The sequence below is a fragment of the Flavobacterium sandaracinum genome (genome assembly GCF_004349135.1).
In the GTDB taxonomy this organism is placed as follows: Bacteria; Bacteroidota; Bacteroidia; order Flavobacteriales; family Flavobacteriaceae; genus Flavobacterium; species Flavobacterium sandaracinum.
This window is the reverse complement of the sequence record NZ_SMFN01000001.1, coordinates 353,877-379,156: the sequence shown is the minus strand read 5'-3', so window position 1 is coordinate 379,156 and position 25,280 is coordinate 353,877. Positions and strand designations below refer to the sequence as shown.

Sequence of the window (25,280 nt, the reverse complement as noted above, 5' to 3'; positions counted from 1 at the left end):
ATTGTTAATACACAAATTTAATAGGAAATACGTTCCTTGCAAGTGTTTTATGTTAATTTAGTTTATTTTGTTGATAACTTAATTTTTTTGTTGATAAATCATCAATTATTTCCCGTTAAAGTCAAAAAAACCCCGTTTTTGTTGACTTTAATAAGCTTTTGCATCAACTGAAAATGCAAGACCATTTAGTAATTCTGGTGTACTCATTTTCTTTTTGCCTGGAAATTGTAAATTAAGGATTTGGATAAATCCGTTTTTTAGTGCAACTTTTATTTCTTTTTTGGTACATATTAAACTTCCAATTGTATGGTTATGCTCCTCAGAAATTATTTTGGCTTCATATATTTTTACATTCCATTCTTCAGTCTTATCTGCAAAGAAACACCAAGCTGCTGGATAAGGACTCAAACCCCGAATCAGATTGTTTATCTCCTGAGCTGATTTTGTCCAATCTATTTTGCAATTTTCTTTGTTGAGTTTGTAAGCTGTTTTAATATCGGCGGTGTCTTTTTGGATTTCTCTCGACACATTTCCTTTTTCTATCATTTCCAAAGTGTCAATAACGGTCTTGCTTCCCAATTCCATTAATCGGTCATGTAAATGTCCTGCATTTTCAGTTTCATCAATTGGAATTTCTGAACTTAAAATCATTGCCCCAGTATCAATTTTATCATCGATAAAAAAAGTGGTGACCCCAGTTTTAGTTTCTCCATTGATGATTGCCCAATTAATCGGTGCAGCTCCGCGATAATTCGGCAGGAGTGAAGCATGAAGATTAAAAGTGCCTAAAGAGGGCATTTCCCATACCACTTTTGGTAACATTCTAAATGCAACTACAAATTGTAAATTAGCGTTCAACGCTTTCAATTCCGATAAAAAAGTCTCGTCTTTTAAACTGATAGGCTGAAGTAGAGTAAGGTTGTTTGCCAATGCATATTCTTTTACTGCAGAATACTTTAATTTTTGTCCGCGACCTGCTGGTTTATCTGCAGCAGTGATGACACCTACAACCTCATAGTTGTTTTTGATTATTGTGTCTAATATTCCCACCGCAAATTCGGGTGTACCCATAAAAACAATTCGTAATTTTTCCATTATGATCGTAAAGTATATTTGTTATTTGGTTTAACCAAAATTGTGTTGTTTTCTAATAAATCCTGCAGTACGCCAATAACTTCGTCCGGACTATTTTTAGTTTTATTTTGAATGTCTCTCGAATTTAAATCTTCGGCTTGTAATAAAGCAATAATTGCTTTAGAAAGCAGCGATACATCTTTTTTCTTTATTTTCTTAGTAATGCAAAACGAACAAATGCCACAATCAACGGTTGTTTTTTCACCGAAATAATTTAGAATCAACTTGTTTTTGCATACTTTTTTCTCACTGATGTAGTGGATTACAGATTGAAGCTGCTCTTTCTTTAATTGATTTTGATTCTCTAAATGTTTTGAAACCCGATTGATGGTTCTGTCATCTTCGCGAACTTCATTGAAAATTAATGTGGCGTCATTATTTTTCGAATGGTAATCTATAATTTCTTTTTCTTTTAATTTATGCAAAACAGCTTGGATTTCAGTTTCCTTATGATTTGATTTTTTGGCAATAAGCTGCAGATTGAACGCGGTTTGCATTTCGTAAATTCCTGGATACGTGCGCAAAATGGCTAAAATAATTTCCTCGTCGTTTGGATTTAAACTCATATACCGAATCACTTCTTTCGATGAAATCAAGAATTGTAGCGTAATTTTTTCTGAAAATTCTTGAGACAAGCTAATGATTCCTTGTCTATCCAAGAATTGCATCGCATTGTACGTTTTCAAGGTTGGGAATTCATATTTTATACAAAAATGATGCAAATTGAAGTTGAATTGTTCGTTGATTCCTTCTCCGTAAGCGATTTGAAAATAGTTACAGAGCTTGACATACATGAGATTCAAAAACTTTTTATCGGGAAGAACAGTAATGAATTGGCTTTGAGCCTGAATACTATCGGATGGACTGGTCAATAAAACCGCAAAAGCTCGTTCTCCATTTCTTCCCGCACGTCCTGCCTCCTGATAATAATTTTCCATGTTTTCTGGAAGCTGAATGTGGATGACCGTTTTTACATTGGCTTTGTCAATTCCCATTCCAAAGGCATTGGTAGCCACAATAACTTGCACTTCTTCGTTCATCCAAGACTGCATGTTTTTGTCTTTTTCTTTGGACGAAAGTCCGCCGTGATAATACGTAGCTTTAAATCCTAACGAATTCAGTTGGGAAGAAATATCCAAACACGATTTTCTGTTTCGCACATATATTATGGAAGGTTGAGGATTTTTCTTCAGAATTTGTTCTATTCTAAAAAGTTTATCCTCGACCTCAAAAATCATGTAAGCAATATTTTCTCTGGCAAATGATTTTTCGAAAACTTGAGGTTTGTGTAATCCCAACTCACTGATAATATCTTCTTTGACTCTTGGCGTCGCAGTGGCGGTCAAGGCTAAAAAGGGCACTGTTGGAAAATGCTTTTTTAATTCCGAAATTTTTAAATAAGCAGGTCGGAAATCATGTCCCCATTGGGAAACGCAATGCGCTTCATCGATGGTGATTAAATTGATAGGAAGATTTTTTATTCGTTCCAAAATCCAATCGGACTGAAGACGCTCTGGTGATAAATAAAGGAATTTGTAATTTCCGAATTGGCAATTGTCCAATAAATCAATCATTTCCTCGGATCGAATTCCGCCTGTTAATGCGATCGCTTTGATGTTTCGCTTTTGCAAATTGGCGACTTGATCTTTCATCAGCGCTACCAATGGCGAGACGACGAGGCAAATGCCTTTATTCATCATAGCGGGGATTTGAAAACAAACTGATTTTCCGCCGCCAGTTGGCATCAATGCAAAAGTGTCATGACCGCTTAAAACGGAATCGATGATTTCCTTTTGCAGCGATCTGAATTTGTCGTGCTTCCAATATTTTTGAAGAATAGCTACTGCTTCTTGCATAAAGTTAAGATTTCATTTCATTGAAAAACAGTCCAAAGCTTAATTCCTAAGCCTGTAGCCTATTTAGAAATTTCATCTAAGATAAAAAGAATTCTGTTATCCATCGTGTCTTTTGGAACTTCTATCAGTTCGTAACCGTAATTCTGATAGGTTTCCGTAAGATGATTGTAGATGAGTTTTGCTTGTTCGAAGTTTTCGTAACGTTCGTGATCGCTGATATAAATTTCCTCCCAAGGCGGAAGAATGAATATTTTTGAGTAGGTATGTTCGCGGCAAGCGGCATCAAAAGTAGCAGGATAGCTGTCGCCAATATAATGCATGTAAGCCAAAACATCGGGAATTCCACGATCGATAAACACAACTTCGTGAGGCTCTTTTGTAGCATTTTGAAATTGTTTCTTTCTTCCTTCAAGAAGTAATTCGCTGAATAACAAAGGTTTTTCAAGGAACAATTGCTCGATTCCTTGTTTTTTTGCTTCCAAAGTCACTTCCCGGGAAATTTCGGGATAACAACAATGTCCTCTAGCGACCAATCCGTCGATAATAGTGGTTTTACCTGTTCCTGGACCGCCAATGATAACTATGATTTCTTTTTGCACTTTTAAAAAATAAGGGGCAAATTTACTTAAACTTATCGGGATTTGAAAAAATCATTGCGGTTAAAATGCGATTAGACAAAAAATCATAATTCAAAATTCATAATTTACGTTTGAAACCGTATATTTGCCTTTATTTTTAAATAGAAAATGGATAAGAAGACTGAAGAATTTTATGATAGATTAAAAGTGGAGTTGGATATGAGTAATACATGGCCAGCAGAATACTTATTTAAATTTATTGTACCAACAGAAAGTGACAATGTAGAGCGAGTAGAGTTGGCTTTTGATTGTATGGGCGCGGTTATTAAAACCAGAAAATCCAAGACAGGAAAGTTTACCAGCATATCTGTTGATGTCACTATGAAAGATGCACAAGAAATAGTAGATAAATACCTAGAAGTTTCTACAATAAAAGGTATTATTTCCCTTTAAATACAACACAAGATTTTGATGTGCTAAGTTCGAATGGTATTACGATTCGAAAAAAAAGCATTAGGAATCAAAACAGATACTTTCGAATATGAATTCAAAATACATTAAAGAAAACTCGAATGATGTTGTGCATCATTTGGAATACAATGCCGAGAGATCGCATTTGATTATTCCAGAGTACGGCCGTCATTTGCAGAAATTGATTGATCAAGCAACTAAAATTGAAGATGATGTAGAACGCAACAAAGCGGCAAAATACATTATTCAGGTGATGGGTAGTTTGAATCCACATTTGCGTGATGTTCCTGATTTTCAGCACAAATTGTGGGATCAGCTGTTTATTATGTCTGATTTTAAATTGGTGGCGGATTCTCCGTATCCAATTCCATCGCGTGAAGTGTTACAGCTGAAACCGGATGTTTTAAAATACCCACAGAATTTTCCAAAATACAGGTACTATGGCAACAACATCAAATATATGATTGATGTGGCTAATAAATGGGAAGATGGCGAGATGAAAAGTGCGTTGGTGAAAGTGATTGCCAATCACATGAAAAAGTCCTATTTGAGTTGGAATAAAGACACGGTGAAAGATGATGTAATTTTCGAACATTTATATGAACTGTCCGACGGGAAATTGAATTTGATTCAAAGTACTGAAGAATTATTAAATACCACTGATTTATTAAGAACCAACAAACGGGTTTCGAATAAAATCTTACCGGTTGGCCAACCGAAAATTCTTAGCAATAAGAATACGAAAACGGGAAAACCAAATCCAGTTCACAAAAATCAAAATAGAAAACCTTTGTAAGGAAGTTATTAATTAGGGGTTTTTAGTTATGAAATTTTCTAACTTTTAGCGCTCAATTTTTAACTTATATCTAATAATTTATAACTCATAACTGTAAAAAATGGGAATTTTCAAAATAGAAGGAGGCATTAGTCTAAAAGGAGAAATCACGCCACAAGGAGCTAAAAATGAAGCGTTACAAATTTTATGTGCCGTTCTTTTAACACCTGAAAAAGTGATTATCAATAATATTCCCGATATTATAGATATCAATAAACTAATTACGCTTTTAGGAAATTTAGGTGTAAAAATCCAAAAAACAGGATCAGGATCGTATACTTTTCAAGCGGATGAAGTGAACATACAATATCTGGAAACCGAAGCATTCAAGAAAGAAGGCGGTTCTTTAAGAGGTTCTATTATGATTGTTGGACCACTTTTGGCCCGATTCGGAAAAGGATATATTCCAAAACCAGGTGGTGATAAAATTGGACGCCGAAGATTGGATACGCATTTTGAAGGATTCATCAATCTGGGCGCTAAATTCCGTTACAACAGAGAAGATCATTTTTATGGCGTAGAAGCACCAAAAGGATTGAAAGGTGCCGATATGTTATTGGACGAAGCATCCGTAACAGGAACTGCTAATATTGTTATGGCGGCTGTTTTGGCCAAAGGAAAAACAACCGTTTATAACGCTGCCTGTGAGCCTTACTTGCAACAATTGTGTAAGATGTTGAACTCTATGGGAGCTAAAATAACAGGTGTAGGATCTAATTTATTGACTATTGAAGGGGTTGAAAGTTTAGGTGGTTGCGAGCATAGAATTCTTCCCGATATGATTGAAATCGGAAGTTGGATTGGTCTTGCTGCCATGACAAAATCAGAAATAACAATAAAAGATGTAAGTTGGGATAACCTTGGAGTTATACCTAGTACTTTTAGAAAATTAGGAATCACATTGGAACGTCGTGGCGATGATATTTACATTCCTGCACACGTAGATGGATATGAAGTGAAAACAGATATTGACGGTTCTATTCTTACAATTGCTGATGCGCCTTGGCCAGGATTTACTCCGGATTTATTGAGTATTGTTTTAGTGGTGGCTACTCAAGCAAAAGGCGATGTTTTGATTCACCAAAAAATGTTTGAAAGCAGATTGTTTTTCGTCGATAAATTAATTGACATGGGAGCAAAAATCATGTTATGTGATCCACACCGTGCTGTTGTTATGGGACATGATTTCAAATCACAACTCAAAGCAACCACAATGTCATCTCCTGATATTCGTGCTGGAATCTCCTTATTGATAGCGGCGCTTTCTGCAAAAGGAACGAGCACGATTCAAAACATTGAACAAATTGACAGAGGATACGAACGCATTGACGAACGATTGAGAGCCATTGGAGCGAATATCGTACGCGCGTAACTAACATAAATCATAAAAAAATATCGTTTAAGTAAGCTAGAAAGGATTTAAATCTAAAATTCAATTCGGTTTACTTAAACGATTTTAGTTTTAGTTCACCTATAAATAAAATACATGTCAAGCGAACAAACGGCAATCAAGGCGACTTATTTTAGTATCATAGGAAACACTTGTCTGGCAATTATAAAAGGCTTAGCCGGTTTTTTTGGAAATTCGTATGCCCTAATTGCCGACGCAATTGAATCGACTACGGATATTTTTGCTTCTTTTTTAGTGTTGTTTGGAATCAAATATTCAAACAGGCCAGCGGATAAGAATCATCCTTATGGACACGGCAGGGCAGAACCTTTGATTACTTTTTTGGTGGTAGGTTTTTTGATTACATCGGCTACAATTATTGCCTATGAAAGTATCATCAATATTGGAACGCCGCATCAATTGCCAAAACCGTGGACATTAATCGTTCTTGGTGCAATAATAATTTGGAAAGAATACTCTTTTCGAATCGTGATGAAAAGAAGCATTCAAACCAATAGTTCCTCACTAAGAGCCGATGCTTGGCACCATCGCAGCGATGCAATAACCTCTGTGGCGGCATTTCTTGGGATTTCGCTTGCTTTAATTTTGGGGAATGGTTACGAATCTGCTGATGATTGGGCAGCACTTTTTGCTTCGGGATTCATACTTTATAACAGTTACCTTATTTTCAGACCCGCTTTGGGCGAAATAATGGACGAGCATTTATACGATGATTTGATCGAGCAAATCCGAATGATTTCTATTCAGGTGGATGGAATTATTGATACCGAGAAATGCTTCATTCGAAAAGCCGGTATGCAATATCACGTGGATTTACATGCAACGGTTGATTCAAATATTACTGTGAAAGAAGGGCACGATCTCGCTCATAAACTAAAAGATACTTTGCGGGAAGAAATCCCGGAATTGGGACATGTGTTAATTCATGTGGAACCAAATGATTAGATTGGTATCCAATAAAATTAAAAAAGGCACCAAAATTAATTTCTGGTGCCTTTTTTAATTTAATACTATTTGTCATAATCTTTTAGTCCATTGTTTTTGTCACATCGAGCGCAATCGAGATGCACTAAGTGTTCTCATCTACACTCGAACTGATCAATAGAATCTTTGTTTACTCCAATATATTCAAAAACTTTAACCCAAAAACAACTCCATCCCCTTGAAAACCATTTTGGTAGGAACGTACATAATCGACACGAAGCATTTTAAATTTACCAAAACCTAAATTGTCCAGCCCAACTGTGACTTCAGTATAAGGTTTGTTATTAGGAGTCGCCAGTGCATGAGCACCCAATATTAAAGTTGATTTAAGTTTATTCAACAACGGTATTTTATTTATAATATATCCTTTGTCGTTGTATTCCGTATGCGCTTCATAATAGCTGTCATTCGTACTGTTAGAATAATATGGAAGCAAATTAAACACATTCAAATAACGCGCTGTTTGTCCAATGTGGGTTTGATTGCCATTAAAGTGCTTGTAGTCTATAAAAGCAATATTATCTGCATTCAGAAACTTTCCTGCTTTTAGATTCATCCCTAAAACTCCTTTATTGCCCAAGGTCAAATCGTATGTTAATCTCGTGTTGAACTGGTCAAACTCATACTTCTTTTCGTTGGCTGCAACTGCTTTTTCATATCCTAAATATAGCGTTGGATATTTATCATTTCGGATGTTGAATTTGCCATCGGGACGAGAGGAATATTTGTTTCCAAAATTGATTCTTGCAAGCAAATTAATTTTCGTCAAATGATGCTTTTCAAAAGCCGAACTGGTGAAATCATTTGGTGCCAACGGATTATTCGACGTGTATAAATCGTCTTTGCTAAACAAAGAAAAATCAGTATTGTTAAATAATGGTTTGCGTTGCTGGTAGTCTATCTTTCCATTTAGATTTACTCCATTTGCAATGTCTTGGCTGTAGCCAATTGCAACCGATTCCAGATTATACAGCTTCATGAAATTGTTCTTGAAAGCCAAAGAGCTTATTGTATTTATCACTTTGCTAATCGGCTCATTCGGATTAAATTGCTTTACGGAGCTACCACCAGTCATATATAACGTGGCATAATTCTGATTGTTAAACCGGTGGATAAATTGTCCGGTGACACGCAAACGATCTTCAGCAAAACCATAATTGAGTTTGGTACTGATCGAAGTATATATTCCTTTAGTTTCCTGGTTTTTCCAGTTGGTGTATCGAAACCCCGAATCAAAATTATATCCTTGAACGGTATTGAAACTTAGTGAGCCAAGATTTAATAACCCTTCGTAACTAAAACTGTTTTTTTTGGTACTATTTTTATAGGTGTAACCGGTCAGCAGTTTTAATAGTTTAAATTTATTTCCTTTTGCATCAATTGAATCTAAGTATTTTTCTGAATTTCGAACTTTGTAAATGCTATCTTTTCTGACATAATCCGTACTTTCTTCTATTGTTAACGGAATGGGTCTGTTCGCATTCCAAAATAAGCTGTCTTTTTTATTGGCATTTATTTCGATGCGCGTAATTTCATTTGTAAATGTTTTGGGAGCAAATGCATTTATGAATTCGTAATTGCTATACACATAATTGTATTTACCGGTAAATTTGATACCAAAAGCACCGGCTGTAATTTCGAGACTTTGGGTGTTTTTGGCCCAAATTTTATTGCTTTTGTTGTAGCTAAAGTTCTGTTTTAAGGTCATTACATCCAGAAACTCCTCTTTTATTCGGTAGCCTTTTATATCTAAATCAACGGCGTAAATTGCCCAGGAATCTTCCACGACATAAATGTATCCTTCAAAAACAGGTTCGCTATCGCGCTTTGCAGATACTTTTATTTTGTTAATCATGTTGGCATTTTCGTCAATAAAAGTGCTTTCTAACTTGTAATTGTAGTAGTTAAAAGCATTATTCGCTATTGGAGATATCATTTGGACACCAAAATCGATAGTGTTGTCATAGAAATCATAGAACGAAGATCTGGCCGTATTGTAGCTGTAGCCATTGTTGCTGCCACTAACTTTTGAGGCTGTAACGACTTCTTTTAAATTGTTGGGTTTTTCAAATGCTATTTTAGAAAAGGTCTCGGACAATGAAATAATCCCGGTTCCGGTAGAATCTAAAGCACCATTAAGATCGCCAATTTTTTGTCCTAATATTTTTTTAGGTGCATTTTTTAGTTTAAAAATACCTCTGGAATAAAAGTCGGCGTTGAATCGATTCGTCTTTTCAGTGTTTTGTTTCCTGCTGGCAATCGCACTTTTTATAATCGCTAAAGCTGGATTATTTTTTTTGTTGATGATTACTTCGTTCAACGAGAAACTCTCTTCGATCATTTGGATGTTCAACGAATAAGGTAGTTTATCAATTTGGATAGCTACTTTTTGGGTTTTAAAACCTAAAAACTGAAATACAACGGATTGTTTTCCTTTATTGTTTAAGTTGAACTCGTAATTTCCTTGTTCGTTTGAAGTGGTTCCATTATAGGTGTCTTCTTGAAGAATAGTGACAAAAGGCAAGGGATTTCCTTTTTCGTCCGAAACAGTTCCTTTTATTTGTGCATGGCTGCCAAATGAAACTAAGAAAAGCAGAAGTAAGTAGTATTTTTTCATGAAAGTTTTTTCTCTCACAAAAATAGAAGAAGTTTAAAAAGAGCGTATTAATTATTTGTTAAAGATTGCTTTGGGAGGTAATTATAATGTGGAACTACAAAAAAGAGTGTATCGCGAGTTCGTAACTCTTTAAACCAAAACCCAGAATAACTCCTTTCGCATTACCTGAAATATAGGATTGATGCCTAAAAGTTTCACGAGAAAAAGTATTCGAAATATGGACTTCAACAACTGGAGTTGTAATGGCTTTTACGGCGTCGCCAATTCCTATGGAAGTATGCGTGTACGCTCCAGCATTTAAGATAATTCCATCGAATGAAAAACCGTATTCTTGAATTTTATCAATTAATTCACCTTCGATATTACTTTGAAAATAAGTAAATTCAATAGTTGGAAATTGGATTTGCAAAGTGGTAAAATATTCTTCAAAAGTTTGGCTTCCATAAATTTCTGGTTCGCGTTTACCAAGAAGGTTGAGGTTTGGTCCGTTGATGATACTGATTTTCATGGTGCTTGTTTTGGTAAAAATAAAAAAACCGTTCCAATTTATAGAACGGTTTAGTAAATTTAATTTTATAGTAGTACTAAAATTTAAATCCTGCTGAAATTTGAAGTACTGAATTCTTAACTTCTGCTTCTTTTGAAGCCTCAGTTAATCCTAATACATAACGTCCTTGAAGAAAAAAGTTTTTAGTGACATTTAAACTTAATCCTCCTGCTACTCCAAACTCAAAAGTTTCTGCATTTTTGACATCAAATTCGTTTCTTTCACTTAATAAGAAAGAGGCTTGTGGTCCAAGATCTAAACTCACAGTTTTGTTGAAATGTATTTTTGCCAAAACAGGAATGGATAAATAACCCAATTCGTTCTTGAATTCATCAACGGCGTTCTTATAAGTTGCCCCTTGAGTAGAATACAATAATTCGGGCTGGATAGAGAAACCATCTGTTAATTTAAGCTCAGCTACTAAACCCGCATGATAGCTGGTTATCGCATCGGTATTATAATTGTCACTGTTTACTGTGATGTTGCTTCCTGATTGATTGGCGTAATTCAATCCACCTTTAAATCCAAATCGTACTAACTGTGCTTGCATATCTACTGATCCGGCAAGAAGCACTACTGCTACTAGAATTATTTTTTTCATAATTTTTTTTTATTGATTATTATTAATTGAAATGGGACTCTTACTTAAAACTGTTTTGTTTAATAATTATTGTGAACAGTTTCGGAAATCCTAGATACAAAAATTAGTCCAAAACAGCTCGGATTTGTTATTGCTTGTTAAATTTTATTATTTTCAACTAGGAGCACAAGTTTTATTTAGGGTAAAAGGTTAGATTATAGCATTTTGAATTTCATGTACTGTTTTTTTATTTAGTACCAATTAACTAATGATTAATTATAAAATTAGTGTTTATATTTTTTGTGGTATTGGATAATTTAATTTTGATCTAGTAAAAAATGTTAACAACTTATAATGGTAGGAAGTCTATTACTATAAAATTAGTATAATTTTATAATCCTATTAATCAAATATTTAAAAAATGAAAAAAGTTATTTTATCAGTATGTATTGGTTTGCTTTGTCTCAGTGGAAACGCACAAAATGAGGGTGGTTTTAGAGTGGGCTTAGATTTAGGAGTTGTTCCAACAAACGGTGGTGGAGGAATCTTGCTGTCATTAGAACCCAAATATAATATTAAAGATAATATGAATGTTGGTTTACGAATAGGAGTAGCTGCGATTGTTCGTGATATAAATGATTCTGGCGCTACTACTAGTGCAAAAGTGGCTGCTAATGGCTCGTATGTTGCTACTTATGATTATTATTTCAACGGCGCGGGGAAATCTTTTGTTCCATATATTGGTGCTGGTGCTGGTTATTATAGTATTGCAAATGTAGAATTGGATGATACGGATAATAATAATGATTTTACCGTAGATGCAACCGGTAAAATGGGAGGATTAGTTCGTGGTGGTTTTGAGTGGGGAAAATTCAGAATGGGATTAGAATATAATTTAGTGCCTGAATCAACTTTACAAGATATCAATGGAAATAATCAAGGTACTGTAGCTAATTCATACGTAGGAATCCATTTAGGATTTTATGTGGGTGGCGGAAAATGGGGAAAATAATTATTTCTTTTTACTATATCAAAACTACTCTTAGTAGTGGTTTTTTTGTGCCTAAAAAAGAGTTACTTTGGAGCCATGAATTGGGACAGTTATATAAAGAGTTATCAATCGTATCTAAAAATTGAACGCGGTTTGTCAAAGAATACAATAGAAAACTATTCTTTTGATATTGAACGTTTGTGTCTTTTTTTAGATCAAAATAACAGCTTTGTTTCGCCTATTACTATTGGAGGAGAATTGGTGCAACAGTTTATTTATAGTGTTTCAAAGGAAGTTAATCCACGTTCGCAAGCCAGAATTATTTCAGGTCTCAAAAGTTTTTTTAGTTATTTAATTTTTGAAGAGTATCGCACAGACAATCCATTGGAACTGATTGAAACACCAAAAACAGGACGGAAATTACCCGATATCTTAGCTGTGGATGAGATCGACAGACTTATAGAAGCTATTGATTTGACTACAAATGAAGGAGAGCGAAACCGAGCCATGCTGGAAACGCTGTACGGTTGTGGCTTAAGAGTATCTGAACTGGTCGCATTAAAAATATCCGATTTATTTTTTGAAGAAGGTTTTATTAAAATCACAGGAAAGGGTAACAAACAACGTTTTGTTCCCATTAGTGAAATCACTCAAAAGTACATTCAGTTATACCGCGAAACCAGTAGAAATCATAGTGGTATCCAAAAGGGATTTGAGGATACCTTATTTTTGAATCGACGTGGGAGGCAGTTGACCAGAGCTATGATTTTTACTATTATTAAAAACTTAGCGATAAAAATAGATTTAAATAAAACGATTAGTCCACATACTTTGCGGCATTCTTTTGCAACACATCTGTTGGAAAATGGTGCTGATTTACGCTCTATTCAGTTAATGTTAGGTCACGAATCGATAACAACAACAGAAATTTATGTGCATCTTGATCGTAAGTTTTTGACGGAAGTGCTTCATTCCTTCCATCCTAGAAATAATTTTGATAGCTTGGAAAAGTAAAAACAGAAGAGTTGTGCTTTATAATAAAAATAAAAAGACCTATTGAATCGAAATTCAATAGGTCTTTTTATTTTTTATTCTTTATTCTTTTTGGTGAAGCTAGAGGAAGATTATTTTGCAATATTCACGGCTCTTGTCTCGCGAATAACAGTTACTTTAACTTGTCCAGGATAAGTCATTTCAGTTTGAATTTTTTGTGAGATATCGAATGATAAACTAGCGGCATTCTCATCCGAAACTTTTTCACTTTCTACAATTACACGAAGTTCTCTACCAGCTTGAATGGCATAAGCATTTTTTACACCGCTAAATCCGTACGCTACTTCTTCAAGATCTTTCAAACGTTGAATGTAAGAATCCAATACTTGTCTTCTTGCTCCTGGTCGTGCTCCTGATATTGCATCACAAACCTGAATGATTGGCGACAATAATGATTTCATTTCAATTTCATCGTGGTGTGCCCCAATAGCGTTACAAACCTCTTCTTTTTCACCATATTTCTCCGCCCATTGCATTCCTAATAAAGCGTGTGGTAAATCACTTTCGGCATCTGGAACTTTACCAATATCGTGCAATAAACCAGCTCTTTTAGCCAGTTTTACGTTTAGGCCAAGTTCAGCAGCCATGATTCCACACAGTTTAGATACTTCACGCGAGTGTTGCAATAAATTTTGTCCGTAGGAAGAACGGTATTTCATACGACCTACCACTTTAATCAATTCAGGGTGTAATCCGTGAATTCCTAAATCGATAACGGTACGTTTACCAACTTCTATAATTTCATCGTCAATTTGTTTAGCCGTTTTTGCAACTACTTCTTCAATACGTGCTGGGTGAATTCTTCCGTCCGTTACTAATTTGTGTAATGCCAAACGTGCAATTTCTCTACGTACAGGGTCAAAACAAGAAAGGATAATCGCTTCGGGTGTATCATCAACAATGATTTCTACTCCAGTAGCCGCTTCTAGTGCACGAATATTTCTACCTTCACGACCAATGATTCTACCTTTTACATCATCCGATTCAATGTTGAAAACAGAAACGCAATTTTCTACTGCTTCTTCTGTACCAACTCTTTGGATGGTATTGATGATTATTTTTTTAGCTTCTTGTTGTGCAGTTAATTTAGCTTCTTCAATCGTGTCTTGTATGTGAGACATCGCTTTGCTTTTAGCTTCCGCTTTTAAACCTTCTACCAATTGGTTTTTAGCCTCTTCAGCTGATAAGCCAGAGATTACTTCTAATTGTTGCAATTGACTTTTATGCAGTTTCTCAACTTCAGCTTGTTTCTTGTCTAAATTCTCAATTTTAGTATTGTATTCTACAGTTTTTGATTCAAAATCATCATTGACTTTTTTAGCTTTTGATAATTCATTAGAAATTTGAGATTCTTTATCGCGCACTCTTTTTTCTATTTCAGCCACTTTTTTATCACGAGATAAAATAACTTGTTCGTGTTCTGATTTTAATTCAATAAATTTCTCTTTTGCTTGTAGAATTTTATCTTTCTTTATGTTTTCGGCTTCAAGATTTGCATCTTTCAAAATGGAAGCGGCTTCTTTTTTTGAATTTTTAATTAAGTTGGAAATGTTGCTTTTTTCTATCAGTTTGGCGATAAAAAAACCTCCTGCAATACCTATAATTCCTGAAATAATAATCGTTAATATGTTGTCCATGTTTGTTAAAATTTATATATATAAAAAGCCTACATTAGAGTGAATTGAATAAACTCGAAAAGACAAGTTTTGAGCTAACTCGTTGTTCAAGCTTCCAAACTGAATTGGCTTGCTATAGTAACGATGATTTGCTCATTCTAAATTGTTAGTGTTGAGTTTACCAAATAAGAACTAATGTAGGCAGTATCTTAGTTTTTGTAAAGAACGTTTATTTGTCGAGATATTGATCTAAAAGCGTATTGATTTTTTTAATTCTTTCAATCGTAGCTTCTCCATCAATGGTATTGTCAATTTGTTTTTGTTCTGTTTGCGAGGCAAATTGCAAGGCACACATGGCCAAAACATCTTGTTTGTCACGAACGGCATAATTTTCTTCAAATTGCTTGATCATCTTATCAATTTTTTTCGAAGCGCTTCTAAGGCCTTCTTCCTGTGATAGATCTACCGTTAATGGGTAGACTCTGTCCGCTATTGATATTTTAATTTTAAGCTTTTCGTCCATATTTTTTATTAATCTGATAGCTGTGCTATACAGTAATCAATTTCGCGAATTAATGAATTTATTTTAAGCTTCGTATCTCTTTTATTATCGTCACTGCCTAGTAATGTGTTTGCTACTTTGAGTGTTTCATACTGCGTTTTTAATGCTTCAATCTGCTGTGATTGATTTTGTATTATGGATGCAGTTTTTGTTAATTCGTCTTTCAAATCTTGATTGTTTTTCTCCAAACCTTTCATTTTAGTAAAAAGTTTCTCAATCTTACTTTCAAGAGTATCAATAATTTCTGCAATCGCACTCATTATATATCTTATTCATTACATAATCATACAAAGTTAGTATTCCTTTTTAATTTTGCAATATTTTATTATTTTTTTTGCATTAAATTAGTTAAATATCAGTTGTATAAATGGTTACGAACTAATTTTTTTAGTGCTCTTTTGAATACTTTTTTTATCTTAGCAAAAATGTAAACCATGAGATTTTCTGTATATTTTTTATTTTTCTGTACTGGAGTTTTTGCCCAAGTAGACTATCCAAAAGATTATTTTAGATCGCCTTTAGATATTCCGATGCAACTATCAGGGAATTTTGGAGAATTGAGACCCAATCATTTTCATGCTGGTTTCGATTTGAAAACCCAACAAAAAGAAGGTTTAAAGGTCTTTGCAGTGGCTGATGGGTACGTTTCAAGAATAAAAATATCAACTTTTGGTAACGGAAAAACAATTTACATCAATCATCCTAATGGGTATACATCTGTTTATGGACATTTAAAAATGGCCAATGGTGCAATTGAAAACTACATCAAGAAAACGCATTACAAAGAACAATCGTTTGAAATTGAAATGTTTTTTAAGCCGAATGAAATGGTTGTAAAAAAAGACGATATTATTGCTTTTTCAGGTAATACAGGCGCTTCAGAAGGACCGCATTTGCATTTTGAATTTCGGGATTCTAAAACGGAGTTTATCATAAATCCAATGCTTTTTGGCTACAATAAATTTTTGAAAGACACTAAGAAGCCAATTGTTTCAGGTGTTTATGTGTATCCTTTGGATTCGAAAACTACAGTGAATCATTCTAAACGTCCTTTATTATTGAATGTTTCATTACAAAAAGACGGAACCTATCTTGCAGATAAAGTGGTTGCAAATGGTGCAATTGGTTTTGGAATTTCGGCTTATGACACGGATGATGTTTCTTTTAATAATAATGGGGTGTATAAAGTGCAGTCTTTTTATAACGGAAAACCAAATTTCGGATATGAATTCAATACGTATTCCTTTGATGATATGCGCTATATCAATGCGCTGATTGATTATTCGCGATATAAGAAAATGCAACAACGCGTTCAAAAGCTTTTCATGAAAACTCCCTATAATTTGAGCTTTATCCAAGCAGATGATAATAAAGGGGTTTTGCCAGTAATGCCAAACTTAGCATCTTTGTATCGTATTGAAGTTTCAGATTTTTTTGGAAATAAAAAAACAATCGCAATTCCCATCAAATACGATATCTTGCCAACCATAATAAGCAAGGAACCTGCGCAATCCAATTATTTTGTTCGAGCGAATAAAGACAGCAATTTTGCCTTAGCAAACATGTCGGTTTTCTTTCCTGCGGGAACTTTTTATGAAGATTTTGATTTGAATTTTGATGTAAAAAATGATACGTTGTTTTTACATGATGATACCGTGCCAGCGCACACTAATTTTACGATAGCTATTGAAGATACTAAATCAAGTGAATTGCAAAAAGAAAAAATGTTTATTGGCAGAATCGAAGGAAAAAAAATAAATTACAACCCAACCTACAGAAAGGATAATGTATTTAACACTAAGGTTAAAATCTTGGGCAAATATGCGTTGGTTTCAGATACTGTTGCCCCAAAAATATTTATGCCTGTTCCCGTTGAAGGAAAATGGATTAGTGATCAAAAAACGCTACAACTATCTATTTACGATGAATTATCAGGTATTAAATCATACAATGGCTTTTTAAACGGAAAATGGGTATTATTTGAATACGATAATAAGACTAGAAAATTGACTCATTATTTTAGTGATGGTATTGCTGTGGATGGTGCCAATGATTTAAAAGTTGTTGTAACAGATAATGTAGGGAATTCAACTACCTTTGAAACTCGTTTTTTTAGAAGTCAAAAAAAATAAAACCATACACTTTGGGTGCGAATCAATTATTACCTGTATTCTTATTTGTCTTTTTGAGTCTAACTTTATCCGCTCAAACGGCGAGAATAAAAGGAGTTATTTTAGACAAAAACAATCAACCAGTAGAAAACGTCAATGTTTCTTATTCGAGTGGTGGAACGCGTACCAATCAAAATGGTTTTTACAATCTAAAAGTTCCTGCAAACCAACAAGTGACTCTTGTTTTTACGCATGTTTCTTTAAAAAAAATAACTGTGATTTTTTCTCTGGACACCAATGAACAAAGGGAGTTTAATCCAGTAATGAGTGATCAAGAAGAACAAATGGGAGAAGTCATTGTGACCTCAAACAACCGGAAGCAAATTCAGGGTATTACTGCAATTGAGCCTGAAATGATTCGGAAAATCCCTGGAGCAAATGCTGGAATCGAAAATATTTTGAAATCCTTACCAGGCGTAAATTCTAATAACGAATTGAGTACGCAATATGCCGTACGCGGTGGGAATTATGATGAGAATTTGGTTTATGTGAATGAAATTGAAGTCTATCGTCCGTTCTTGATTCGATCCGGACAACAAGAAGGATTAAGTTTTACTAATACGGATTTAGTGCAAAACATTGAGTTCTCGGCGGGAGGATTTCAAGCAAAGTTTGGAGATAAATTGTCTTCTGTTTTAGATATAACGTACCGCAAACCGGTGCAATTTGGCGCAAGCCTAGAAGCTAGTTTCCTTGGTGGAAGCGTTGCTGTTGATGCGGTTTCAAAAGATAAAAAATGGTCCGCAGTTACAGGAGTACGGTACCGCAATAACAGTCTTTTGGTGAACAGCCAAGAGACACAAACGAATTTTACGCCATCCTTTGCCGATATTCAAACGAATATAAATTACCAAGCTTCGACTAAATGGCAATGGAGTTTTCTGGGGAATATCTCTCAAAATAAATACCAATACCAACCCTTATCGAGGCGGACTAATTTTGGAACCATAGATAATCCTATGGCGCTCACTGTTTTTTATGAAGGTCAAGAAAAGGATAAGTACGATACCTATTTTGGCGCTGTAAAGACAACATACAATGTTTCGGATAATTTTACGCTGAAATTTATCGGGTCTATTTTTCATACTTTAGAACAAGAATATTTTGATATTTTCGCTCAGTACCGTTTGGGTGAAGTGGATTCTAATATTGGATCTGAAACTTTTGGAGATGTTGCATTCACTAGAGGAATTGGTTCACAGTTAAGTCATGCCAGAAATGATTTGGATGCCTTGATTGTAAATACTGAGATAAAAGGATTTCATGATTGGAAAGAAAGTCAGTTGGAGTGGGGAATAAAATATACACGAGAATCCATTCGTGACAGAATAATAGAGTGGGAGGTTATTGATTCAGCTGGTTTTTCATTGAATCCACCCATTATTGATTTGCCTAAAAATGATCAACCGTATACGCCTTACATCGGACCGCTTGTTCCGTATCAAAATATCCGAGCGACAAATTTTAACTCCATCAATCGGTTTTCAGGGTACGGTCAGTGGAGTTTAAAATCGAATATTGGTTCAAGTGAAGTTTGGTATAATGCTGGCGTTCGCTTTCACAATTGGGAGGTTTTAGGCGCTGCTATAGCTGGAAAATCGCAAATCACTTTTAGTCCTAGAGCACAATTTGCCATTAAACCAGATTGGGAGAAAGATATGGTTTTTAGACTCTCGGGAGGATTATACCATCAACCGCCATTTTATAGGGAATTGCGAGCTGCTGATGGAACGGTACAGCCCAATACCAAAGCACAACAATCGGTTCATTTTGTTTTAGGGAATGACTATAGTTTCAAAATTTGGGATCGCCCTTTCAAGTTGGTTTCGGAATTGTATTATAAATCGTTAACCGATGTAAATACGTACACGATTGACAATGTTCGCATACGGTATGCAGCCAACAATAATACGACCGCTTATGCGCAAGGATTAGATGTGCGCTTGAACGGGGAGTTTGTACCAGGAACAGAATCGTGGTTTAGTTTTGGTTATTTGAAAACTGAGGAAAACAGTAATGATAAAGGGTATATTGCCAGACCTACGGATCAAAGATTGAAATTTGGGATTTTGTTCCAAGATTATATGCCTAATATTCCAAGCATAAAATTGTATCTAAATCTAGTTTACAATACGGGATTACCAGGCGGTTCGCCATCGTATGCGGATCCTTATTTATACCAAAACCGATTGAATGATTACCGCCGAGTAGATGTGGGTTTCTCTAAAGTTTTTATTGACAATACTACTGTAAAAAAGAATTCCGGATTGTTCAAGGACTTTAAAGAGTTGGCGATAGGATTGGAAATTTTTAATCTTTTTGACAATCAAAATGCCATTACCAATACTTGGGTACGGGATGTGTATTCTAAAAATCAATATGCAATTCCTAATTATATGACGACCAGAGTTTTTAATATAAAGTTAACTGCGAAGTTATAAACCATATAATTTAGGAGCAGTTAATCTTATTTTAATTAGTTAAATCAAGTATTGAATGGCGTTACCATTTTTAAAAATGATTACATTTGGATTTTAAAGTACATCAACATGAAAAAACTACATATTTCGATAATAGGACTAGCATTTTTGTTTTTAACCAGTTGTAAGGAAGAAGTTGAAAAACCAAAAGTGACTTACGATGGAACAAGTAAAGCAAAAGAACTAGCCAAAGCAGATTCTACACAAATACAAATTGCTGATTTGCCTCTTCAAATGGAGGGAACGGACTATTTGATTCATCCTGTTGCGGATTTAAGTATTCGGGAGAAAGGAATAAAATCGAGATATGGTTCTTCTAGTGTGAATGATTTGAGTTTTACCATATCAAACTATGGTGAATTTGAAATCACTGGTTTTTTACAAAATTTAAAATTCCAAAAAGTAGATTCGGATTCCATCCGTAAATTGACCGATAAACCTGTTTTAATTCAAACAGCCACGTATTTAAAGTCGGTTGCTGATAGAACCAACAACCAGATTATGGTGTATACCATGGTGGATATGGATACTAACAAAGACGGAAAATTAGACACAAGCGATATCAAAGCGTTGTATTTAAGTGATATTAGCGGGGATCGATTCACTAAGATGTCCTCTGATTTTCAAGAATTAATTGACTGGAAATTGATAGGTTCTAAAAACCGTTTGTACTTTCGAACTGTTGAGGATACCAATAAAAATGGCGAGTTTGACAAGCAAGATGTGGTGAATTATTATTTCATCGATTTGTCTACTAAAGAATGGAAAATAACGGGTTACGAGCCAGTTTAGTTAAATTTCTAAATCAAAATATCACTTTCTAAATCTGATTTTTCTATTTCAATATCAAAATTCAAAACGCAGTTGTTTAAATTCTTGAAGCAACTGCGTTTTGTATATAATTGGTTTGTTTTACTTACAAACTCAGGATTATTGTTTTGGCTTGAAATACTCTAATGATTCTGGTCCAGCTATCATGGCATAAACAACACCTCCAATAATCGCAAGTACCACAAAAAGTAAAAACAAAATAAATAAGCAGGTAAAAGTTAAAAGTACACGGCCGATAATACTTTTTAGAGGCCTCATTGGATAAAATCCTTTAAAAAACCAAACTAAAATTAAAGGAACACTTAACATACTCAAACTAGAGGTCATTGTAAAGTAGTCCATATTATTTTTGAAAATATATAGTAACGGGCTAATTATAATAATGTTAAAGAGAGTGTAAACGCAAACAATATAAGCATTTATTACTACATGTTCATAGTAGTTATTTCCCCATTTTCTAAACGCAAGTTTGGTCGTTAATGCAAAGACGGGTACAAGCAGTAACATTAAAATTGAATTATAACTTTTTAGAGCAGTCATTACATCATTCATGTATGCAGAGTTGAGAGTTTCCCTAGCATAAAAAGCACTCATGATTTTCTCGAAACCAATTATTTTTATCGAGATAAAAGTGGAGATACCACTTAATACAAATACTAACAATATTGGTTTGTAATGATTTACTCTATTTCCGTCTACGAACGCTCTCGCTGTTTTCCCTGGATTCTTGATAATGTTTTTTATCGAATATAGAAATCCTTTATTGGTATGTAAGAAAGTGTATTGAATCTCATCCCAAATGTATTTTCGGTCTATTTTTTTAAATTTTTTCTGTCCACAATTATCGCAGAAATTATTCAAAATTAGTGTGCTGCAGTTTAGGCAGTTTTGGTCCATTGATTGTAAGGTGAATTAAAGTTGTCTGGATTTAATTTCTTTTTTTAACATCCCGAAATAGATTAGCAACGGCAGTAATGTTGTGGGTAAAAGGAAAATTGGTACAAATACAACTGCTGATATTTCTTTAAGTCCTTTTGTTACTAGGAGGTATAGTATAAGGGTTATAATCAACAGGTAGATAATAGAGAAACCTATTGCAATTCCTTTAAAAAGTTCCCTCCTTTTTAAAAGTTCTTCATTTGATATTTCTGCTAAGGTATTTTTTTTCATAATTTTGATTTGGTTTAAATAGTATAGTTAGTTGGTTTTTTGATTTTCAATAGTGTAAAGGGGTCTTATAAATTGTCTATCCTTAACGCCATTTCATCTTTAATTTCATTAAAATTCGAGCCTACTTTTCTAAAATAATATCCCACCAAAATAGGCAAGAAAGTAAAAAATCCAAGTCCGTTTTTTACAGTACTTCATATTGCGATACCAATAAACATTCCAATAAAAAAACCAGCAAATGTGCGAGCTGATTTTCTTTTTTTACATTCTATTGATAGTTCTTCGTTAGTCAAGTTTTTCAAATTCATCTGCTCTATTTTTTGAAGATCTTAATTCATTAAAATTTTGCTACGAAAATACATCATAATGGTAAATAATTTTTGCTTATTTCAAATAAAGTGTAGTCATGATATTGATATTTTTTCCTTTTATTGATTTAATATCAAGGTGATTGATTTTATATTAATAGTTTTTAGATGCTTAAAAGCAATATTTATCTAAAAAATATAAAAAATCTTGCTTTATTGATTTGGAAATAACTTAAAATGGTTTCGTCCAAATTATTTTTTTAAGTTGTTGTCAAATCAAAATATCACTTTCCAAGTCTGATTTTTCAATGGTGAAATTAAAACCAAGTTCTTTCACTAATTGAATCACAAGGTTTTTATACCAGTTTTCTGATTTGGGATGAATGTATATTTTTTCAATCAACTGATTGATATCTACGCTTATTTTCAGTCCCTCATTAATCTTGATTTCGCTTTCGCCAATGTCAGTCAAGATGCGCACTTCGCCTTCATATTGAAAGCTTTTTCGTTTGAATAAAAAAGGAAAAAACAAATCATCAAACGGAATGTGTTCTTTTTTATAATCGATGTAATTGACTTCCCCGATATACTGCTCAAAATTAGTCTCCGGATTCAAGCATTCCTGTAAACGTCCAATAGTGGATTGAATGGCCAAACCTTCGCTGTTTTGTGTGAAAATTTGCCACATAGCAAACGATTCATATTCATTGATGTGCCAGCTACTAACCGCAACTTTCTCCCGATGTGTTTTATAATAATTCAAAAAGTCAGGATTGTCAATGGAAAGCTTTTTTATTTCCTCAAATGTAGGTTCGCTAAAAGTCCCTTCATATTGATCTTCAAATTTATCGGATCGAGACATGAATAATTTTTCGGACATCAATAAATCTAAAAACTTAGATAAGTCCAAGTATTTCCAAACAACAGTATTTGGATTTTCAGGAAGCTTTATGTTTGGATTGTTGATGTACATTTTTAAAAAGATTTTGGAAATCGCATGGAATACTGGCCGACATTAAAAGCAATTAAAATCCAAATTACAATGAATTTAGAAATATAGTCTTCAAGAATTAACTTCCCAAAAAAGTAATTAGCTGTTAGCGCTAAACAAACAAAACCTATTATAAATAGCATTCCAAAATACTCTCTTTTCATATCTTTTGTTTAATATTAAATCAAATCTCTACAATCTTTTATTCAAAAGATTGTAGATTCACTAATTTATTATAAGTGCCATTCAAGGCTATAAGTTCCTCGTGTTTTCCTTGCTCCACAATTTTTCCTTTTTGCATCACTACAATCAAATCGGCTTTTTGAATCGTAGAAAGACGGTGTGCAATTACAATAGAAGTTCTGTTTTGCATCATATTTTCTAGTGCTACTTGAACAAATTTTTCACTTTCAGTGTCCAATGCTGATGTGGCTTCATCCAAAATCATAATTGGAGGATTTTTCAAAACGGCACGCGCAATAGACAATCGTTGTTTCTGACCCCCAGAAAGTTTGTTTCCGCTGTCGCCAATATTGGTATGAATTCCTAACGGCAGGTCTTTTACAAATTCATAGGCATTCGCAATTTTCAATGCTGCTACTATTTCATCATCCGTCGCATCTAATTTTCCCAAAGCAATGTTTGCTTTTATGGTATCATTAAATAAAATACTGTCTTGTGTTACTAACCCCATCAAATCACGAAGTGAGTGCAGATTCATGTCTTTGATGTCAATTCCATCAATTTTTATAGTTCCTTCATTAACATCATAAAAGCGAGTTAACAAATTAGCTATCGTACTTTTTCCACTTCCGGATTGTCCTACAAGCGCAACGGTTTGCCCTTTTTTAACTTGAAGTGAAAAGTCTTTTAAAACGTTCTCCTCTTCGTATCTAAAATTAATATTCTGAATGGTTATACTGTCTTCAAATGTTGATTTTTTAACGGCATTCTCACTATCGGTAATCTCATTTTTTACTTCTAAAACTTCAAAAACACGTTGGGCAGCCGCTAGTCCATTTTTTACGGAATACGAGGCTTTTGAAATGGCTTTTGCAGGGGTTAAAATATTGTATGCAAGGCCCATGTAAGCAAGGAATTTAGCACCATCCAGCAATGCTTTCCCATTTGGTAAGGTATCAACAAGTACCATTTTTCCGCCAAACCAGAGCAAAATGCAAATGGTAATGATTCCTAAGAACTCACTTAATGGTGTGGCCAAATTATTTTTTTTACCTATGCTATTAGATAATTTTAAAATTCGGGTAACGGAATCATTAAATTTTTGTTTAAAATTTGATTCGGCATTGTAACTTTTTACCACTTTTAGTCCCGATAAAGATTCTTCTACAATCGATATTAGATAGCCGTTTTCATATTGAACTTTTTCGGATTTGCTGCGCAGTGTTTTACCAATTTTTGATATTAGCAACCCTGAAAGCGGGATGAAAATAAAGACAAATAAGGTCAGCTTGAAACTTATTGCAATCATACCTACAAGTGTAAATATAATGGTCATTGGTTCTTTAACAATCAATTCTAAGACAGAAAAAAAAGAATTTTGAACCTCGTTTACATCGCCTAGCATTCGGGCCATAATATCTCCTTTTCTTTTTTCTGAATAGTAAGAAACAGGCAAGTTGATGATTTTATGGTACATTGAATTCCTTAAATCCTTCAATACACCATTTTTTAAATGCATCAAGTGATTCGATGCTAGGTAATTAAATAGGTTTTTTAATAAGAACGTCACGCTTACTATCGCTATTACTAACAATAAGGCAAACTCAGGACCATTTTTTTCAGTGAGTAATGTGATGTTGTAATATAGGTACTGTTTTGAAAATTTGATGATATCAAAAATAGATTCTAAAACGGGTTTCTCCGTTATTTTTTCACTAGTACTAAAAAGGACGTCCATCATTGGGATTAATGCAATAAAAGACAAAGTGCTAAACAATGCGTAAAGAATATTAAAGAGTACGTTCCATACCACATGCGAACGATATGGGTTCGTGAAAGGAATTATTTTTTTGAAATTTGCGTCCATTTAAGTTGTTTTTTATCATCAAGACCCGATTAGTGCTACACTTA

Annotated in this window: 23 protein-coding genes; 9 read left to right on the top strand and 14 right to left on the bottom strand. The window is 34.1% G+C overall.

Features of this window, described 5'->3' with window-relative positions; all coding sequences use genetic code 11:
- Window positions 1-147: 147 nt before the first annotated feature.
- From fmt to E0F91_RS01710, 3 genes are read right to left on the bottom strand one after another with little or no spacing between them, the layout of a single operon-like run.
- Window positions 148-1,095 (bottom strand): methionyl-tRNA formyltransferase, encoded by a 948-nt coding sequence (gene fmt / locus E0F91_RS01720; RefSeq protein WP_132064634.1) that lies wholly within the window; start codon window positions 1,093-1,095, stop codon window positions 148-150.
- On the bottom strand, window positions 1,095-2,990 hold the full coding sequence (locus E0F91_RS01715) for a RecQ family ATP-dependent DNA helicase (protein WP_132064633.1): 1,896 nt from the start codon (window positions 2,988-2,990) through the stop codon (window positions 1,095-1,097). Before E0F91_RS01715 ends, fmt begins: the two co-directional genes overlap by 1 nt.
- 59 nt (window positions 2,991-3,049) lie before the next feature.
- The gene (locus E0F91_RS01710; RefSeq protein WP_132064632.1) at window positions 3,050-3,589 is read right to left on the bottom strand and encodes an AAA family ATPase; all 540 of its coding nucleotides are present in this window, start codon (window positions 3,587-3,589) and stop codon (window positions 3,050-3,052) included.
- Between the two features lie 147 nt (window positions 3,590-3,736).
- Here E0F91_RS01710 and E0F91_RS01705 point away from each other — a divergent pair, with 147 nt between their 5' ends.
- The 4 genes from E0F91_RS01705 to E0F91_RS01690 all read left to right on the top strand — a co-directional run bounded on the left by E0F91_RS01705 (window position 3,737) and on the right by E0F91_RS01690 (window position 7,230).
- Window positions 3,737-4,021, top strand: a complete 285-nt coding sequence (locus E0F91_RS01705; protein WP_132064631.1) for a DUF493 family protein — start codon at window positions 3,737-3,739, stop codon at window positions 4,019-4,021.
- Between the two features lie 88 nt (window positions 4,022-4,109).
- Window positions 4,110-4,835: a DUF4290 domain-containing protein gene (locus E0F91_RS01700; protein WP_132064630.1), complete on the top strand. Its 726-nt coding sequence runs from the start codon at window positions 4,110-4,112 to the stop codon at window positions 4,833-4,835.
- Between the two features lie 100 nt (window positions 4,836-4,935).
- A complete protein-coding gene (murA, locus tag E0F91_RS01695) occupies window positions 4,936-6,246 on the top strand; it encodes a UDP-N-acetylglucosamine 1-carboxyvinyltransferase (RefSeq protein WP_132064629.1) in 1,311 nt (436 codons plus the stop codon).
- 114 nt (window positions 6,247-6,360) lie between these two features.
- Window positions 6,361-7,230, top strand: coding sequence for a cation diffusion facilitator family transporter (locus tag E0F91_RS01690; protein WP_132064628.1), 870 nt, complete (start codon window positions 6,361-6,363; stop codon window positions 7,228-7,230).
- A gap of 169 nt (window positions 7,231-7,399) precedes the next feature.
- Here the strand turns inward: E0F91_RS01690 and E0F91_RS01685 are convergent, their stop codons facing one another.
- From E0F91_RS01685 to E0F91_RS01675, 3 genes are all read right to left on the bottom strand, one after another.
- Window positions 7,400-9,886 (bottom strand): DUF5686 and carboxypeptidase regulatory-like domain-containing protein, encoded by a 2,487-nt coding sequence (locus tag E0F91_RS01685; RefSeq protein WP_132064627.1) that lies wholly within the window; start codon window positions 9,884-9,886, stop codon window positions 7,400-7,402.
- Window positions 9,887-9,980: 94 nt separating this feature from the next.
- Window positions 9,981-10,394, bottom strand: coding sequence for a type II 3-dehydroquinate dehydratase (gene aroQ, locus E0F91_RS01680; RefSeq protein ID WP_132064626.1), 414 nt, complete (start codon window positions 10,392-10,394; stop codon window positions 9,981-9,983).
- A 76-nt stretch (window positions 10,395-10,470) separates the two neighbouring features.
- Window positions 10,471-11,034 carry a porin family protein gene (locus tag E0F91_RS01675; protein ID WP_132064625.1) on the bottom strand — a complete coding sequence of 188 codons (564 nt, stop codon included), beginning with the start codon at window positions 11,032-11,034 and terminating at the stop codon, window positions 10,471-10,473.
- Between the two features lie 400 nt (window positions 11,035-11,434).
- On the opposite strand from E0F91_RS01675, the gene E0F91_RS01670 reads away from it, so the two are divergent.
- A complete protein-coding gene (locus tag E0F91_RS01670) occupies window positions 11,435-12,025 on the top strand; it encodes a porin family protein (protein WP_132064624.1) in 591 nt (196 codons plus the stop codon).
- 75 nt (window positions 12,026-12,100) lie between these two features.
- Complete coding sequence (xerD, locus tag E0F91_RS01665) at window positions 12,101-13,018, top strand: site-specific tyrosine recombinase XerD (protein ID WP_132064623.1); 918 nt, start codon at window positions 12,101-12,103, stop codon at window positions 13,016-13,018.
- Window positions 13,019-13,128: 110 nt separating this feature from the next.
- Here xerD and rny read toward each other — a convergent pair whose 3' ends face one another.
- From rny to E0F91_RS01645, 3 genes are all read right to left on the bottom strand, one after another.
- Window positions 13,129-14,694, bottom strand: a complete 1,566-nt coding sequence (gene rny, locus E0F91_RS01660) for a ribonuclease Y (RefSeq protein ID WP_132064622.1) — start codon at window positions 14,692-14,694, stop codon at window positions 13,129-13,131.
- Between the two features lie 208 nt (window positions 14,695-14,902).
- Window positions 14,903-15,196, bottom strand: a complete 294-nt coding sequence (locus tag E0F91_RS01650) for a cell division protein ZapA (RefSeq protein ID WP_132064621.1) — start codon at window positions 15,194-15,196, stop codon at window positions 14,903-14,905.
- 8 nt (window positions 15,197-15,204) lie between these two features.
- On the bottom strand, window positions 15,205-15,495 hold the full coding sequence (locus tag E0F91_RS01645) for a hypothetical protein (protein WP_132064620.1): 291 nt from the start codon (window positions 15,493-15,495) through the stop codon (window positions 15,205-15,207).
- 174 nt (window positions 15,496-15,669) lie between these two features.
- On the opposite strand from E0F91_RS01645, the gene E0F91_RS01640 reads away from it, so the two are divergent.
- From E0F91_RS01640 to E0F91_RS01630, 3 genes are all read left to right on the top strand, one after another.
- Complete coding sequence (locus E0F91_RS01640; RefSeq protein ID WP_132064619.1) at window positions 15,670-17,367, top strand: M23 family metallopeptidase; 1,698 nt, start codon at window positions 15,670-15,672, stop codon at window positions 17,365-17,367.
- An 11-nt stretch (window positions 17,368-17,378) separates the two neighbouring features.
- Window positions 17,379-19,847: a TonB-dependent receptor gene (locus E0F91_RS01635; protein WP_243698816.1), complete on the top strand. Its 2,469-nt coding sequence runs from the start codon at window positions 17,379-17,381 to the stop codon at window positions 19,845-19,847.
- A gap of 108 nt (window positions 19,848-19,955) precedes the next feature.
- A complete protein-coding gene (locus E0F91_RS01630; RefSeq protein WP_132064618.1) occupies window positions 19,956-20,678 on the top strand; it encodes a hypothetical protein in 723 nt (240 codons plus the stop codon).
- A gap of 138 nt (window positions 20,679-20,816) precedes the next feature.
- Here E0F91_RS01630 and E0F91_RS01625 read toward each other — a convergent pair whose 3' ends face one another.
- The 5 genes from E0F91_RS01625 to E0F91_RS01605 form a co-directional block, all read right to left on the bottom strand.
- Window positions 20,817-21,614 (bottom strand): DUF3667 domain-containing protein, encoded by a 798-nt coding sequence (locus tag E0F91_RS01625; RefSeq protein ID WP_132064617.1) that lies wholly within the window; start codon window positions 21,612-21,614, stop codon window positions 20,817-20,819.
- Between the two features lie 15 nt (window positions 21,615-21,629).
- Window positions 21,630-21,887 carry a hypothetical protein gene (locus tag E0F91_RS01620; RefSeq protein WP_132064616.1) on the bottom strand — a complete coding sequence of 86 codons (258 nt, stop codon included), beginning with the start codon at window positions 21,885-21,887 and terminating at the stop codon, window positions 21,630-21,632.
- A gap of 579 nt (window positions 21,888-22,466) precedes the next feature.
- A complete protein-coding gene (locus E0F91_RS01615; RefSeq protein ID WP_132064615.1) occupies window positions 22,467-23,168 on the bottom strand; it encodes a DUF2971 domain-containing protein in 702 nt (233 codons plus the stop codon).
- A 2-nt stretch (window positions 23,169-23,170) separates the two neighbouring features.
- The gene (locus E0F91_RS01610; protein WP_132064614.1) at window positions 23,171-23,350 is read right to left on the bottom strand and encodes a hypothetical protein; all 180 of its coding nucleotides are present in this window, start codon (window positions 23,348-23,350) and stop codon (window positions 23,171-23,173) included.
- A 38-nt stretch (window positions 23,351-23,388) separates the two neighbouring features.
- Window positions 23,389-25,236, bottom strand: a complete 1,848-nt coding sequence (locus tag E0F91_RS01605) for an ABC transporter ATP-binding protein (RefSeq protein WP_132064613.1) — start codon at window positions 25,234-25,236, stop codon at window positions 23,389-23,391.
- Between the last annotated feature and the right edge of the window lie 44 nt (window positions 25,237-25,280).

Coding starts and splice junctions, on each gene's coding strand:
- E0F91_RS01615 (WP_132064615.1), bottom strand. CDS start 23,168: ATGTACATCAACAATCCAAACATAAAGCTTCCTGAAAATCCAAATACT.
- E0F91_RS01700 (WP_132064630.1), top strand. CDS start 4,110: ATGAATTCAAAATACATTAAAGAAAACTCGAATGATGTTGTGCATCAT.
- aroQ (WP_132064626.1), bottom strand. CDS start 10,394: ATGAAAATCAGTATCATCAACGGACCAAACCTCAACCTTCTTGGTAAA.
- rny (WP_132064622.1), bottom strand. CDS start 14,694: ATGGACAACATATTAACGATTATTATTTCAGGAATTATAGGTATTGCA.
- E0F91_RS01620 (WP_132064616.1), bottom strand. CDS start 21,887: ATGAAAAAAAATACCTTAGCAGAAATATCAAATGAAGAACTTTTAAAA.
- E0F91_RS01690 (WP_132064628.1), top strand. CDS start 6,361: ATGTCAAGCGAACAAACGGCAATCAAGGCGACTTATTTTAGTATCATA.
- E0F91_RS01630 (WP_132064618.1), top strand. CDS start 19,956: ATGAAAAAACTACATATTTCGATAATAGGACTAGCATTTTTGTTTTTA.
- E0F91_RS01605 (WP_132064613.1), bottom strand. CDS start 25,236: ATGGACGCAAATTTCAAAAAAATAATTCCTTTCACGAACCCATATCGT.
- E0F91_RS01645 (WP_132064620.1), bottom strand. CDS start 15,495: ATGAGTGCGATTGCAGAAATTATTGATACTCTTGAAAGTAAGATTGAG.
- E0F91_RS01625 (WP_132064617.1), bottom strand. CDS start 21,614: ATGGACCAAAACTGCCTAAACTGCAGCACACTAATTTTGAATAATTTC.
- E0F91_RS01610 (WP_132064614.1), bottom strand. CDS start 23,350: ATGAAAAGAGAGTATTTTGGAATGCTATTTATAATAGGTTTTGTTTGT.
- E0F91_RS01715 (WP_132064633.1), bottom strand. CDS start 2,990: ATGCAAGAAGCAGTAGCTATTCTTCAAAAATATTGGAAGCACGACAAA.
- E0F91_RS01650 (WP_132064621.1), bottom strand. CDS start 15,196: ATGGACGAAAAGCTTAAAATTAAAATATCAATAGCGGACAGAGTCTAC.
- E0F91_RS01640 (WP_132064619.1), top strand. CDS start 15,670: ATGAGATTTTCTGTATATTTTTTATTTTTCTGTACTGGAGTTTTTGCC.
- murA (WP_132064629.1), top strand. CDS start 4,936: ATGGGAATTTTCAAAATAGAAGGAGGCATTAGTCTAAAAGGAGAAATC.
- E0F91_RS01670 (WP_132064624.1), top strand. CDS start 11,435: ATGAAAAAAGTTATTTTATCAGTATGTATTGGTTTGCTTTGTCTCAGT.
- xerD (WP_132064623.1), top strand. CDS start 12,101: ATGAATTGGGACAGTTATATAAAGAGTTATCAATCGTATCTAAAAATT.
- E0F91_RS01675 (WP_132064625.1), bottom strand. CDS start 11,034: ATGAAAAAAATAATTCTAGTAGCAGTAGTGCTTCTTGCCGGATCAGTA.
- E0F91_RS01685 (WP_132064627.1), bottom strand. CDS start 9,886: ATGAAAAAATACTACTTACTTCTGCTTTTCTTAGTTTCATTTGGCAGC.
- E0F91_RS01705 (WP_132064631.1), top strand. CDS start 3,737: ATGGATAAGAAGACTGAAGAATTTTATGATAGATTAAAAGTGGAGTTG.
- fmt (WP_132064634.1), bottom strand. CDS start 1,095: ATGGAAAAATTACGAATTGTTTTTATGGGTACACCCGAATTTGCGGTG.